Origin of the sequence: Novosphingobium sp. NBM11 (assembly GCF_015390225.1) — a bacterium.
Taxonomy (GTDB): Bacteria; Pseudomonadota; Alphaproteobacteria; order Sphingomonadales; family Sphingomonadaceae; genus Novosphingobium.
The window spans coordinates 929,586-943,053 of the sequence record NZ_VUOG01000001.1 but is presented as its reverse complement, the minus strand read 5'-3'; the positions used below and the strand labels follow the sequence as shown (position 1 = coordinate 943,053).

11 protein-coding genes and 1 pseudogene are annotated in these 13,468 nt (G+C 65.8%); 4 read left to right on the top strand and 8 right to left on the bottom strand.

Features of this window, described 5'->3' with window-relative positions; all coding sequences use genetic code 11:
* Nucleotides 1-21: 21 nt before the first annotated feature.
* Together truB and F1640_RS04520 are read right to left on the bottom strand one after the other, a co-directional pair.
* Nucleotides 22-915: a tRNA pseudouridine(55) synthase TruB gene (truB, locus tag F1640_RS04525; protein ID WP_194917954.1), complete on the bottom strand. Its 894-nt coding sequence runs from the start codon at nucleotides 913-915 to the stop codon at nucleotides 22-24.
* A gap of 62 nt (nucleotides 916-977) precedes the next feature.
* Nucleotides 978-1,367 carry a DUF6491 family protein gene (locus tag F1640_RS04520; protein ID WP_194917953.1) on the bottom strand — a complete coding sequence of 130 codons (390 nt, stop codon included), beginning with the start codon at nucleotides 1,365-1,367 and terminating at the stop codon, nucleotides 978-980.
* 280 nt (nucleotides 1,368-1,647) lie between these two features.
* Between F1640_RS04520 and F1640_RS04515 the strand changes: the two genes are divergently transcribed.
* Together F1640_RS04515 and F1640_RS04510 are read left to right on the top strand one after the other, a co-directional pair.
* On the top strand, nucleotides 1,648-3,738 hold the full coding sequence (locus F1640_RS04515) for a catalase (RefSeq protein WP_194917952.1): 2,091 nt from the start codon (nucleotides 1,648-1,650) through the stop codon (nucleotides 3,736-3,738).
* Nucleotides 3,735-5,462 (top strand): FAD/NAD(P)-binding protein, encoded by a 1,728-nt coding sequence (locus F1640_RS04510; protein ID WP_194917951.1) that lies wholly within the window; start codon nucleotides 3,735-3,737, stop codon nucleotides 5,460-5,462. Before F1640_RS04515 ends, F1640_RS04510 begins: the two co-directional genes overlap by 4 nt.
* Here the strand turns inward: F1640_RS04510 and F1640_RS04505 are convergent.
* The 3 genes from F1640_RS04505 to rbfA are packed head-to-tail and all read right to left on the bottom strand — an operon-like array spanning nucleotide 5,459 to nucleotide 7,164.
* Nucleotides 5,459-6,160, bottom strand: a complete 702-nt coding sequence (locus tag F1640_RS04505; protein WP_194917949.1) for a site-2 protease family protein — start codon at nucleotides 6,158-6,160, stop codon at nucleotides 5,459-5,461. The genes F1640_RS04510 and F1640_RS04505 overlap by 4 nt on opposite strands.
* Entirely contained in the window at nucleotides 6,157-6,735 is a 579-nt protein-coding gene (locus F1640_RS04500) for a thymidine kinase (RefSeq protein ID WP_124809176.1), read from the bottom strand. The genes F1640_RS04505 and F1640_RS04500 overlap by 4 nt, the downstream gene beginning before the upstream one ends.
* 12 nt (nucleotides 6,736-6,747) lie before the next feature.
* Nucleotides 6,748-7,164 (bottom strand): 30S ribosome-binding factor RbfA, encoded by a 417-nt coding sequence (gene rbfA, locus F1640_RS04495; RefSeq protein WP_194917947.1) that lies wholly within the window; start codon nucleotides 7,162-7,164, stop codon nucleotides 6,748-6,750.
* Between the two features lie 317 nt (nucleotides 7,165-7,481).
* On the opposite strand from rbfA, the gene F1640_RS04490 reads away from it, so the two are divergent.
* The gene (locus F1640_RS04490; protein ID WP_233497820.1) at nucleotides 7,482-7,841 is read left to right on the top strand and encodes an RcnB family protein; all 360 of its coding nucleotides are present in this window, start codon (nucleotides 7,482-7,484) and stop codon (nucleotides 7,839-7,841) included.
* Between the two features lie 299 nt (nucleotides 7,842-8,140).
* Nucleotides 8,141-10,368: pseudogene (gene katG / locus F1640_RS04485) on the top strand (catalase/peroxidase HPI).
* 59 nt (nucleotides 10,369-10,427) lie between these two features.
* On the opposite strand, the gene F1640_RS04480 reads toward katG, so the two are convergent.
* The 3 genes from F1640_RS04480 to F1640_RS04470 all read right to left on the bottom strand — a co-directional run bounded on the left by F1640_RS04480 (nucleotide 10,428) and on the right by F1640_RS04470 (nucleotide 13,429).
* Nucleotides 10,428-11,123, bottom strand: a complete 696-nt coding sequence (locus F1640_RS04480) for a nitroreductase (RefSeq protein ID WP_309229194.1) — start codon at nucleotides 11,121-11,123, stop codon at nucleotides 10,428-10,430.
* 66 nt (nucleotides 11,124-11,189) lie between these two features.
* The gene (hemA, locus tag F1640_RS04475) at nucleotides 11,190-12,410 is read right to left on the bottom strand and encodes a 5-aminolevulinate synthase (RefSeq protein WP_125956362.1); all 1,221 of its coding nucleotides are present in this window, start codon (nucleotides 12,408-12,410) and stop codon (nucleotides 11,190-11,192) included.
* Nucleotides 12,407-13,429 carry an MBL fold metallo-hydrolase gene (locus F1640_RS04470; protein WP_125956360.1) on the bottom strand — a complete coding sequence of 341 codons (1,023 nt, stop codon included), beginning with the start codon at nucleotides 13,427-13,429 and terminating at the stop codon, nucleotides 12,407-12,409. Before F1640_RS04470 ends, hemA begins: the two co-directional genes overlap by 4 nt.
* Between the last annotated feature and the right edge of the window lie 39 nt (nucleotides 13,430-13,468).

Sequence of the window (13,468 nt, the reverse complement as noted above, 5' to 3'; positions counted from 1 at the left end):
ATTCTTACTCCGCGACATCCTTCAAAGGTTGAAACCCCGCACCACGATCAGGCTTCCGCCCGAAAGCTCCACCAGCGCGACCGGCACTCTGCCGTGGCGCGCCCAGTATAGCCCGTCGTGAAAGGGCAACCCGGCCAGAACGCGGCCCTGACGGACCGCTCTTGCCTGTTCCGGGTCAAGGTCAAGAGCCGGGATGTCGACCAGCCCTGCCTCCAGCGGCAAGATTACGTTCTCAAGTGGCGCGCCTTTACCCACATCGTTCAATTTGTCCAGCGAAATCGCGTGATCCAGCCCGAACGGGCCGGCGCGCAGGCGGCGCAGCATGGTGACGTGCCCGACCGTGCCGAGCGCCCGCGCGATATCGCGCGCGAGGCTGCGGATGTAGGTGCCCTTCGAGACGTGCGCGACGAGGGTGACCTCCTCGAGCGGTTCCTCCTCGTGGGCGAGGATATCCAGCGCATGGACCGTTACCGCGCGCGCTTTCAGTTCCACCGTTTCGCCCGCGCGGGCGCGGTCATAGGCGCGCTGGCCATCGACCATCAGCGCCGAATAGGCGGGCGGAACCTGCTCGATCGGACCAGTGAAGCGCGGCAGGATGGCATGAAGGGCGGCGAGGGTCGGGCGCACCACGCTTTCGGCGCTGACGCTGCCTTCCAGGTCCAGCGTGTCGGTTTCGCTGCCGAAACGGATGGTGAAGGCATATTCCTTGCTGGCATCCAGCATCCGCCCGCACAGCTTGGTCGCTTCGCCCACCGCGATGGGCAGGATGCCCGAGGCGAGCGGATCGAGCGTGCCGCCGTGGCCGACCTTCGCCTTGCCGAGCCCCGCCTGCCGCAGGTTGCGTTTTACCGCAGCCACGGCCTGGGTTGAACCCAGGCCGATCGGCTTGTCGAGGATGATCCACCCGTTCGTCATGGCCCGGCGCCATAGAGCGACCGGGCGGCGATGTCAGCCGCGATAGTTCCAGCGCGGAGCGATCAGGACTTGTGCGCGGCGTTCGCCGACTTCACCGGCGGGGCATCGACTTTGACGAAGCTCTGGATCGGATAGTGCTGGCCGCGCACCACGACATCGGCCCAGCGATCCAGACGGTCGGTGCCGCTGTTCTGGATGCCGACCGCTTCCACGAAGGGCAGGTCGAACGCTGGCGTCATCAGCGTGGCGCGATACCACTGCCGGCCGCTGTCCTGAAAATAGATCTCGCGGTCGCCGTCCGCGCGCCAATCCCGGATCGCGCCGTGGTTGATGAAGGGGGCCGACGCCTCCTCGCTTGGCGCGGCCCGCGCCATCGCGGTCGAAGCGGCAACCGGGGATGCCACCATGGCCAGCGCAGCCAGAGGGGCGAGCAACAGTGCTTTGTTCTTCATGGCTTTTGCTCCATCGAAGTTCATGCCCCCGACATGGCGCGGCTTCGCACCGGTTCAAGCTGCCGATACACTAGATTACACAACGTGACGTTAGCATGAATACAGCGACCGGGCGGCGCTGCCGGAGCGGCGTCCTCTTTCTTGCTGTATGTGAATATCCTGCGCGGCCGGCACCATCGCCATCCTCGCGAGTTGTGATACCGGGGCACGATTGCGTGCGCCAACCCATCATCACCGCATCGTCGCCGCAAGGCGTCGTCACAGCAGGGAAGGCATCGCCATGGCCAAGTCGCCTCGACCCCCTTCGGACCGTCGCCAAGCGGCCGGAGGCGAGACTCACCAGTGTGCGGAGGATCTGGATGCCGCGGTTCTCACCACCAACCACGGCGTTCCCGTTTCCGATAACCAGAATTCGCTGAAGAGCGGATCGCGCGGGCCGACGCTGCTCGAAGACTTCGTGCTGCGCGAAAAGATCTTCCACTTCGATCACGAACGCATTCCCGAGCGCATCGTCCATGCGCGCGGCAGCGGCGCGCACGGCGTGTTCGAGGCGACCGACGACATTTCCGACCTGACAAAGGCCGCCGTCTTTACCAAGGGCGAAAAGACCGAGGTGTTCGTGCGCTTCTCCACCGTCGCCGGCGGCGCCGGATCGGTCGATACGCCGCGCGACGTGCGTGGCTTCGCGGTCAAATTCTACACGCGGGAGGGCAACTGGGATCTGGTGGGCAACAACATTCCGGTGTTCTTCATCCAGGATGCGCTCAAGTTTCCGGACCTTGTCCATGCCGTGAAGATGGAGGCCGATCGCGGCTACCCGCAGGCCGCCAGCGCCCACGATGCGTTCTGGGACTGGGCCTCGCTGATGCCGGAGACCACCCACATGCTGATGTGGGCGATGTCGGACCGCGCCCTGCCGCGCGCGTTCCGGACGATGGAGGGGTTCGGCGTCCACACCTTCAAGCTAGTCAACGCGAAGGGAGAGGCGAGCTTCGTCAAGTTCCACTGGAAGCCACGGCTCGGCCTGCAATCGACTATCTGGGACGAGGCGCTCAAGCTGCAGGCGGCGGACAACGACTACCAGCGCCGCGACCTGTTCGAAGCCATCGACACCGGCAACTTTCCGCAGTGGGACCTCGGCATACAGGTGTTCGACCAGGCTTTTGCGGAGGCGCAGCCCTATGACGTGCTGGACGCGACCAAGCTCGTTCCCGAAGAGGACGTGCCCGTCCGCCTCATCGGCACGCTGACGCTGAACCGCAACGTCGACAATTTCTTCGCAGAGACGGAGCAGGTGGCCTTCCTGCCGTCGAACATCCCGCCGGGTATCGACTTTTCGAACGACCCGTTGTTGCAGGGGCGGCTGTTCTCCTATCTCGACACGCAGAACTCGCGCCTGGGCACGACGAATTTCCACCAGATCCCCGTCAACGCGCCGCGCTGCCCGTTCGGCAATTTCCAGCGCGACGGCAAGATGCAGACCATGGTGCCCAAGGGCCGCGCCAACTACGAGCCCAACAGCCTTGCCGCGCACGGTGAGGAAGGCGGCCCGCGCGAAAGCGCCTTGGCCGGGTTTGCCTCGGCGGATGCCGCGACGGGCGCAGAGGAGAGCGGCGAAAAGCTGCGCGTCCGTTCGGAGACCTTTGCGGATCACTACAGCCAGGCGCGCCTGTTCTATCGCTCGCAGACGCCCAGCGAGCAGGCGCATATCGCCTCTGCCTTCGTGTTCGAACTCTCGAAAGTCGGCCTGCTCGATCAGGTGCCGCCGCGCATGGTGGCGAACCTGCGCAATGTCGACGAGGACCTTGCCCAGCGCGTCGCCAACGGGCTCGGCATCCCGCTCCCGCCCAAGGCGCCGGCGGCGAAGGAGCCGATCGACATGCCGCCATCCGACGCGCTGTCGATCCACAAGAACATGAAGGAGACGCTCGAAGGCCGCGCGGTCGGCATTCTCATCGCCGATGGCACCGATGCCGCCGTACTCGACGCGGTGATCGGCGCGGTCAAAAAGGCGAAGGGCAAGGCCGTGATCGTCGCGCCCAAGGTGGGCGGGGCAAAGCTGAGCGATGGATCGGTGCGCAAGGCCGACGGCCAGCTCGCGGGATCGCCAAGCCAGATCTTCGACGCTGTCGCCATCGTGGTGTCGGACGATGGTTGCGCGGCGCTCCTGAAGGAAGCGGCGGCCGTGCAGTTCGTGATGGACGCTTTCGGGCATTTGAAGGCGATCGGCTACAGCGACGCGGCGAAGCCTTTGCTGGACAAGGCTGGCGTCGCGCCGGACGCAGGCGTCACCGGCCTTGGCAAGCCGTTCGCCGCGGCGGCCGCGCGCCGGTACTACGACCGCGAGCCGAACGTGCGCACCCTGGCATGAAACTGCCGGCGCTGCAGGATGGGGACGCGCTTCGGGAAGTCGGCGCGGCGTCGATCGCGCTGATCGGCGCGGGGCCGACTTCCATCTATACGCTCCAGGCCCTGCTGGCGCGGGCGGCTGGCCCGCTCTCGATCACGATCTTCGAAGAGCAGGCGCGGGCCGGGCTGGGAACGCCTTACCGGCCCGGCTGGAACGATCCGGCAATGCTCGCCAACATCGCCAGCATCGAGCTTCCGCCCGTCGGGATGACGCTGGTGGAGTGGCTGGCGCGGCAGGCGCCCGAGCGGCTCGCGGGCTACAACATCGATCCGGACGGCATCGACGAACGCACCTTCTACCCCCGCGTCGTGCTCGGCCATTACTTGCGCGACCGGTTCGAGGCGCTGGTCGCCAAGGGGCGTGCGGCTGGCCATGCGATCGACGTCCGTGTCCGGTCGCGGGTGACGGACATAGCGGCGGAAGGGGACGGCTTGTGCCTTTCCGTGCAGCCGCGCGGCGGCCCGGCCTGTCAGGCACGGTTCGGGCAGCTTGTGATGGCGACCGGGCATGAATGGCCCGAGGAACCGGAGGTTCGGCCGGGCTACTTCGCCAGCCCGTGGCCGGCCAGCGCGCTCAAGCGCATCCCGGCCGGGCCGGTCGGCATTCGCGGAACATCGCTCAGCGCGATCGACGCGGCGGTTGCGCTGGCGGTTCACCACGGCGCGTTTGTGATCGCCGCCGGCGAGGACGCAGGCGAGCCGGCGCCGGGGGAGAGCGCATCGGCGGAGGATCAGGCGCTTCGCTGGAAGCCGCAGGCCGGCGGCGCCGCGCTGCACATCACGATGATGTCGCGCAAGGGCTTGATGCCGGAGGCGGATTTCTTTTGCCCCATCCCGCATGAACCGTTGACCATTTTCACCGAGGAGGCCGTGCAGGGTCTGATCGAAGCGGGCGAAAGTGGCCTGCTCGATCGCACCTACGGGCTGTTCGAGGAACAATTGCGATTTGTCGATCCGGACTATGCCGACAAGATCGGGAGGGATTCCTCCGTCGAGGTCTTCGGCGAGCGCTATTTCGCCGAGCGTCTCGCCGCCGATCCCTTCGCGTGGGCGGAGGCCAATCTCGACGAGGCGCGAAAGAATTTCGAAACCGGGACCACCGTTCCGTGGCGCTATGCCATCCTGAGGGCGCACGAGGTGTTCGCGCTGATCGTGCCGCATCTCGACGAAGCGGATCACGCCCGCTTTTCACAGCATCTCCAGCCGATTTTCACGGACAATTACGCAACCGTGCCTCACGCATCGATCGAGCGCCTTCTGGCGCTGCATCGCGCCGGCGCGCTTGCCATCCTCGCGGTGGGCGACGATGCCAGGCTCGATACGCATTCGGACGCGTCGGGTGCGACCATGTCGTTCGACGGCCAGCAGCATCATTTTCCCGCGTTCATCGACGCGACGGGCCAGCGGCCGCTGGAAGCGGCGGCGTTCCCGTTCCAGACCCTGCTCGATCAGGGCGTTGTGCTGGATGCGGGGGAAATCGGGGCCGGATACCGCGGGGTCGTGATCGACGATGGCTTTCGGCCTGTCTCGGAGCAGCCGGTTGCCCGGCGCATCCATCTGCTGAGCCTGCCATTCATTCTGGGGCGGCATCCCTTCATCCAGGGCCTGACCAGCTGCCACGAAATGGGGGAGGCCGTCGGCGCGCAGTTGGCCGACCGGGCGGCCATGGCCACTGCAGCGCCCTAGTTCATTTCCGGCCCGGCCACGGCCTGCGCGATGGCCTGATACCCGTTTCCGAGCCACTGCACCGGGGGCAGGATCAGGCGATCGACGATATGCAGGTTGGGCGCGATCTGCGGCAGCACGAACAGCAGCAGGATCATGATGGGCAATCCGTAAGGCCGCATCCGCGCATAGGCCATGGCAGCGCGATCGGGCAGCAGCCCCTCGACGATATGGGAGCCATCGAAGGGCGGCACCGGCAGCAGATTGAACACCGCCAGGAAGATGTTCAGCGCGATGAAGTTCTGGAGATTGGCGGCGAGGAACAGCAAGGCCGTTCCCGGTTGCGTCGCATCCGTGGTGAAACGGGCGAGCAGGCCAAGGCCGATCGCCCCCAGCAAGGCGAGTACGAGATTGGTGCCGGGGCCTGCCGCCGCCACGATCATCATGTCGCGGCGCGGGTCGCGCAGGCGCCGGGCGTCGACCGGCACCGGCTTGGCCCAGCCGAACACCGGCGCCTTGATCAGTGCCAGGAAGCCCGGAAGAATCACCGTGCCCATGGGATCGACATGGCGCAGTGGATTGAGGCTCAGCCGGCGTTGTTCGCGCGCGGTCGGATCGCCCAGCAGACCGGCGACCCAGCCGTGCGCCACTTCGTGAAACACGATAGCCAGCACCAGCGGCACGATCAGTGTCGCCGCTTGCCACATCGTATCGCTCATGGATGCAAAGCCTCGCTGAAATGGCGCCGGCAGAGCGCGACATAGCGGTCGTTCCCGCCGATCTCGGTTTGCGCGCCGGCCCTGACCGCCGCGCCGTCGCTGTCGACGCGCAGGTTCATCGTGGCCTTGCGACCGCAATGGCAGACGGCCTTCAGTTCGACCAGCGCATCGGCAATGCCCAGCAGCGCGGCCGAACCGGGGAACAGCTCGCCCCGGAAATCGGTGCGCAGGCCATAGCAGAGAACGGGGATACCGGCCTCGTCCGCCACGCGCGCCAGCTGCCACACTTGCGGCCCGGAAAGGAACTGCGCTTCGTCGATCAGCACGCACGACAGCGGCTGCACCGCGTGGGCGGCGGTCACGCGCGCCCACAGGTCGGTGCCCTCGTCGAACAGGTGCGCGTCCGCCTCCAGCCCGATGCGGCTGGCGATCGGCTTGCGCTGCCAGCGATCATCCACCGCCGCCGTCCACAACATGGTCGCCATGCCGCGTTCGCGGTAGTTGAAATCGGCCTGCAGCAGCGTGGTCGATTTCCCCGCGTTCATGCTGGCGTAGTAGAAATAGAGCTTGGCCATGCGTGGCGGCGATCAGCCGGCGTCGTCTTCGGGATCGCCGTCCAGATCGCGGGTTACGCGCGGGTCGGCCAGCAGCGCATCGATCCGGCTCGCCTCTTCGAAGCTTTCGTCGGGCAGGAACTTGATCTTTGCCGCGTACTTGAGCTTCAGGCGGCTCGCCACTTCCTTCTGGAAGAAAGCCGTATTGGTACGCAGCGCCTTGATGACGTCCGCCTCGTCCGTTCCGAGCAGCGATTTCACGAAGACGGTGGCGTGGCGCAGGTCGGGCGACATGCGGACTTCGGTGACCGAAACGGTATGCGCGGTCAGCACGTCGTTATGCACCTGCTGGCGCGTGAGCAGTTCGGACAGGATGTGCCGGACCTGTTCGCCCACCTTGAGAAGCCGGACGCTGCGGGTTTCGGGCGTGGAAGTGTTCAAGCGTGCCAAGGCGGTGTCTGTCTTTCAATCCATCTTCGCCGGGATGCGGGCCAGTGAACGCGCGTTGCGTGCCGTTCCCCGGCATCCCGGCCGTTTTCCATGAAGGCGCCGACGAACGAGGTGTCCGTCATGCCACCGACGGTTCCGATATAGAGAGAGCGGCCGCTTATTGCGAGCCCTTCGGCGCGCCATGCCGCACGCCCGTTTCCGCGGTGCCCGGCGTTTGTAACAAACAGAGAAATTTCTGCGACATTTTCTGACGGTTGGTGACGGACCTTGTCGCAGGGGCTGAGCGTTTCTTCCGCAACCACGCAGGAGACCGCATCATGAAGAAGATTGTTTTCACCGCCATCGCCCTGGCCATGGTCCTTCCGGCAGCGACGCCCGCTCTGGCCGATCCGCCCCGTCATCAAAATGGCCGGCATGACAACGATCGGCGCGATTTCCGCCATGACGACCACCGCGCGGGACCGGGCTATTCGCGGTATCAGCCCAATCCGTTCCGCAAGGGGCAGCGTTTTGAACAGCGCCGCGCGCCGAACTACCGCGTGATCGATTATCGCCGCTACCACCGCCTGCACGCGCCGCCGCGCGGCTATCGCTGGGTCCAGTCGGGCGGGGATGCCCTGCTGGTCGGCATCGCGACCGGCGTGATCGCCTCGGTGGTGGCAGGTACGTTCAACTGACGATTGCCGCCCGTCACGTTTCGGGAATGGGTAGCTTTGATCGCTTTTTGCGATGAAAGTTACCCAATAAATCAATTTTGCGATTTTGGTGTTCCGCGAGACAGTTCCCCAGGCACGCAACAGGGGAACTGGATCGCGCAGGGTTAAGCCCTGCGCGGACGCCTGAAAGGAAACAGGGCAAGCATCGGCACCGACGCGCGGGGGTGTTCCCGCGCGGCAGGTCGCCTATGCCTTGCTCACGCGTTTTCCACCTCCTGTCCGCCGTGCCTCTCGGGTTGCATGAGAGAGGAGACGAGGACATGCGACGTACTTCGATTTCGATGATCGCCATGCTGGCGGTGGCCGTCACGCCGATGGCCGGGGTGGCCCATGCCGAAGATGCGGCGGTGGTGAACAAACCGACCACCAACAAGGATTGGTGGCCCAAGCTTCTCGATCTGCGGCCGCTGCGCCAGCATGCCGATGCAGCCAACCCCTATGGCGCGGATTTCGACTATGCGAAGGAATTCGCCACGCTCGATATCGCCGCCGTGAAGAAGGATATCGACAAGGCGCTGACCACGTCGCAACCGTGGTGGCCGGCCGACTACGGCAACTACGGGCCGTTCTTCATCCGCATGGCCTGGCACAGTGCCGGCACCTATCGCACGATCGACGGTCGTGGCGGCGGCGGGGGCGGAGAACAGCGGTTCGAACCCCTCAACTCCTGGCCCGACAACGTCAGCCTCGATAAGGCGCGCCGCCTGCTGTGGCCGATCAAGCAGAAGTACGGCCGCAAGATATCGTGGGGCGACCTCATGGTTCTGGCGGGCAACGTCGCGCTGGAGAACATGGGCTTCAAGACGATCGGCTTCGGCGGTGGCCGCGTGGATTCGTGGGAACCGGACCTGGTGTACTGGGGATCGGAAAAGAAGTGGCTCGGCAGTTCCGAACGCTTTTCAGGCGGCCGCAAGCTCAACGGGCCGCTTGCCGCCACGCAGATGGGCCTCATTTATGTGAACCCTGAAGGGCCGAACGGTAATCCGGACCCGATCGCCGCCGCCGCCGACATCCGCGAGGCATTCGGCCGGATGGCGATGAACGACGAGGAAATCGTCGCGCTGATTGCGGGCGGCCACACCTTCGGCAAGGCTCACGGCGCGCACGCTCCCGACAAGTGCGTCGGTCCCGATCCGTCCGCCGCGCCGATCGAGCAGCAGGGGCTGGGCTGGGCCAACACGTGCGGCAAGGGTAATGCGGAGGATACCGTCTCCAGCGGCCTGGAGGGCGCGTGGTCGGCCAATCCGATTGCGTTCACCACGCAGTACCTCGACAACCTGTTCGCGTTCGACTGGGTGCAGACCAAGAGCCCGGCCGGCGCGACCCAGTGGATACCCAGCGACAAGAACGCCGCGAATCTTGTGCCCGACGCGCATCTTCCGATGTGCGCCACGCGCCCATCATGTTCACGACCGACCTTTCGCTGAAACAGGACCCGGCGTTCCGCGCCATCGCGCTGCGCTTCCAGAAGAACCCGCAGGAGTTCGCGGACGCTTTCGCCCGCGCCTGGTTCAAGCTGACGCACCGCGATATGGGGCCGCGCGCCCGCTATCTGGGCAACGACGTGCCGAAACAGGCCTTCACCTGGCAGGACCCGCTGCCTGTGGCGGACTATGCGATGATCAATGCGCAGGATGAAGCGCAGCTCAAGGCGAAGATCTTCGCGTCCGGCCTGACCGGACCCGAACTGATCCGCACGGCCTGGGCTTCGGCCTCGACATTCCGGGGTACGGACATGCGCGGAGGGGCCAACGGCGCGCGCATCCGTCTTGCCCCGCAGAAGGCCTGGGCCGCGAACAACCCGGCCGAACTGGCGAAAGTGCTGGCGGCGCTGGGCAAGGTGCAGGCCGATTTCAACAAGGCGGCGCCGGGCGGCCGCAAGGTGTCGCTGGCCGATCTGATCGTGCTGGGCGGCAGCGCGGCGGTGGAGCAGGCGGCCGGGAAGGCGGGATATGCCGTTGCCGTGCCATTCAGGGCCGGACGGGTCGACGCCACGCAGGCGCAGACCGATGCGGCCTCGTTCGCGGTGCTGGAGCCGAAGGCCGACGGGTTCCGCAACTACTACGATCGGGCGGCTTATCTGGCGCCGGCGGAAGCGCTGGTGGACAAGGCCAACACGCTGGGCCTGACCGTGCCGGAAATGGCGGTGCTGCTGGGTGGCTTGCGCGTGCTGGATGCCAATGCCGCGGGATCGCGCAACGGCGTGTTCACCACCCGTCCCGGCCAGCTGACCAACGACTTCTTCGTGAACCTGCTCGATATGGGCACGGTCTGGTCGAAGTCGGCCGCCGATGCGGGCCTTTATGAAGGCAAGGACCGCACGAGCGGGCAGGTGAAGTGGAAGGCGACGCCGGTGGACCTGATCTTCGGGTCTAATTCGGAACTGCGGGCGGTGTCCGAGGCCTATGCTTCCGATGACGCGCGCGAACAGTTCGTCAACGACTTCGCCGCCGCATGGGCCAAGGTGATGAACGCCGACCGGTTCTGACGGCAAGCGCGATCACATGCGGAAAGGCCGCGCTTCCGGTGTGAAGCGCGGCCTTTCTGTCATTCGTCGAACCCCACGAAAGTTGCCGCCTCGGCCACCGACTTGCGCTTCGAGACCACGGCGTTGGCGGGGAAGCTCTCGTCGGGCCAGCCCATCGCCACGCAGATCATGATGACCTGATCGTCGGCGATCTTCGCGTGTTCACGCACGACCGGGCTTTGCATGATGCCCTGGCTGTTGATCACGCAGCCCAGCCCGCGCGACCAGGCCGCGTTGACCAGCGCCGTCGTTACTGCGCCGCAATCGAACGGGGCGATATCGCCGCCGAACAGCGCGCGGTCATACGTGACGACGATGGACACCGGCGCGTCGAACTGGCGGAAGCCGCGCAGCACCCAGTCCAGCCGTTTTTCCTTGTCCTCGCGCGCGATACCCATGGCGCCGAACAGTTGCTTGGCGATTTCCACCTGCCGTTCGCGGTGCGCGCCTTCATAAACCTCGAACTTGCGGAACTCCCGGCTTTCGGGAACGCCTTCCAGATTGCGGCGGGTGTTTTCCGCGCGGATGCGGTCGAGCGGGGCGCCGGTCACCACCGTGAAATTCCACGGTTGCGTGTTGAGCGAGGAGGGCGCGCGGATCGCCAGCGCCAGGATTTCCTCGATCAGTTCGCGCGGAACCGGTTTCTTCAGAAAGCCGCGAATGCTGCGGCGGCCATAGACGACCTCGTCGTAGCCAGGCCCGTTACGTGTTGTCACTGTCCTCTCCCACCGACCGTTTAATCGCATGATTAAACGGTCGGTGGCGGAGAGCAAGAGAGAGGATCAGGCGGCCTTGCGCTTTTCGAGGTCGAGGCGGCCCCAGATTTCGACCAGCGCGGCCGTCAGGTCTTGCATCATCGCTTCGGTGTGTGCCGGCCCGGGGGTGAAGCGCAGGCGTTCGGTGCCGCGCGGCACGGTCGGGAAATTGATCGGCTGCACATAGACGCCGTATTCGGCGAGCAGGATGTCGCTGACCTTCTTCGCGCGCACCGGATCGCCGACCATCAGCGGGACGATGTGCGTGGAGGACGGCATGACCGGAAGACCGGCTTCGGCGAACAGGCGCTTGAGCGTGGCGGCCGACGCCTGCTGCGCCTCGCGCTCGACGCTCGACGCCTTGAGATGCCGCACTGCCGCCAGCACGCCGGCGACCAGCACCGGAGAGAGCGAGGTGGTGAAGATGAAGCCCGGTGCGTAGGAACGGATCACGTCGATGATCCGCGTATCGGCCGCGATATAGCCACCCATCACGCCGAAGGCCTTGCCCAGTGTGCCCTCGATGATGTCGATCCGGCTGGCCGCCTCGTCCCGCTCCGAAATGCCGCCGCCGCGTGCGCCATACATGCCCACGGCGTGGACTTCGTCGATGTAGGTGAGGGCGTTGTACTTTTCGGCAAGGTCGCAGATCGCGTGGATCGGCGCGATGTCGGCGTCCATCGAATAGACGCTTTCGAACGCGATCAGCTTGGGCAGCGCCGGATCGGTTTCGGCGAGCAGTTCTTCAAGGTGCTCGACGTCATTGTGCCGGAACACCTTCTTCTCGCAGCCCGAATTGCGGATGCCCGCGATCATGCTGGCGTGGTTCAGCTCGTCCGAGAAGATCACGCAGCCCGGCAGGATCTTGGCGAGCGTGGACAGCGTGGCATCGTTCGAGACATAGCCCGAGGTGAACAGCAGCGCGCCGTCCTTGCCGTGCAGGTCGGCCAGTTCGCGCTCCAGCTCGATGTGGTAGTGCGTGTTGCCGCCGATGTTGCGCGTGCCGCCGGAACCGGCGCCCACGTCATGCAGCGCTTCTTCCATCGCCGCGATCACCTTGGGATGCTGGCCCATGGCGAGATAGTCGTTGGAACACCACACCGTGATCGGCTTCGGGCCGTTGTGGCCGGCAAAGCAGCGGGCGTTGGGGTAAGCGCCCTTGTTACGGAGGATGTCGATGAAAACCCGGTAGCGGCCTTCGGAATGCAGACGGTCGATCGCCTGGTCGAAAACTTGATCGTAATTCACCCCGCCGCTCCTTGTGTCAGGCTCGAAAATGCCGGGCCATCGGCGAATGGCGCGGCTTGTACGCTTGTTGTTTGTGCTTGGCCAGCCGGTTTTCGCGCCTGCACCCGTGCGGGATCGCCGAAGCCGATATGGAAGGCACCGTCATTGCGCTGGCGCAAAAGCCAGTCGCGATCATGCTGAAAAGCGATGGTCAGGCCCGGTGTGCGCGCCTGCAGCGTGCGCAGGCCCTTGATCCAGCCGATCACCGCCCTGCGGTTCTCTGGAGCAAGCCAATCCGCGACAAGCCGCGAACGACCCCGTGTTTCGGACAGGTTCCGTTCCATCGAGGTCACGTCGCCAGGGAACAGATATTCGCGCCCGCTGGCCAGCGCCACGTAGATCAGTTGCGATCCCGGCGTGTGGCCCGGCATCGGCATGACTGCGACTCCGGGCGCGAGCGCCGTGGCGCCCTGCCGCTCGACCGGCGGAGGCAGGGCTTGTGCGCTCTTGCCCGCGCGGCCGAGCTCCGCCGCCAGCGGGAGATACTGCGTGCGAGGCAGGAACAGCTTCGCCGCGTTGCTGGCCATGCCGCGCGAAGCTGCAAAGCCGCCGATGTGATCGTAGTGTTCGTGCGTGAAGACGATGCGGTCAGCCGAGTCCATCGCGGCCTCGACGCGCTGCTGCGCGGCGGCGTCGTAGTCGGTCATGTCGAGCTTCCCGGCCTGTTCGCGCGTCAGACCGCTGTCGATCAGCACCGTCCCGCCGGGGCCGCGCACGCGGAACGCCGCCGCCGCGATCCCCGCCTTGCCGAAACCGCCGCCCGCAACCAGCAGCGTGGCGGGCGAGGTGCCCTGCGCCACGATTTCAAGATCGATCGCATCCGGGCGCGGCCCTGGCATCGCAGCCGCTGCGTGACGCAGCGCGGCGATGTCGATCGGGCGTTCGGCGATGGGCCCGGTGCGGTTGTCGATCAGCAGCCAGTAGGCCGCGCCCACCACGGCGAGCAACAGGACAGCAGCGATCTTCCATCCCGTGCGCAAGAACCGTCCCCCCCCCCCCCCCCCCCTTTTGAAGCGCGC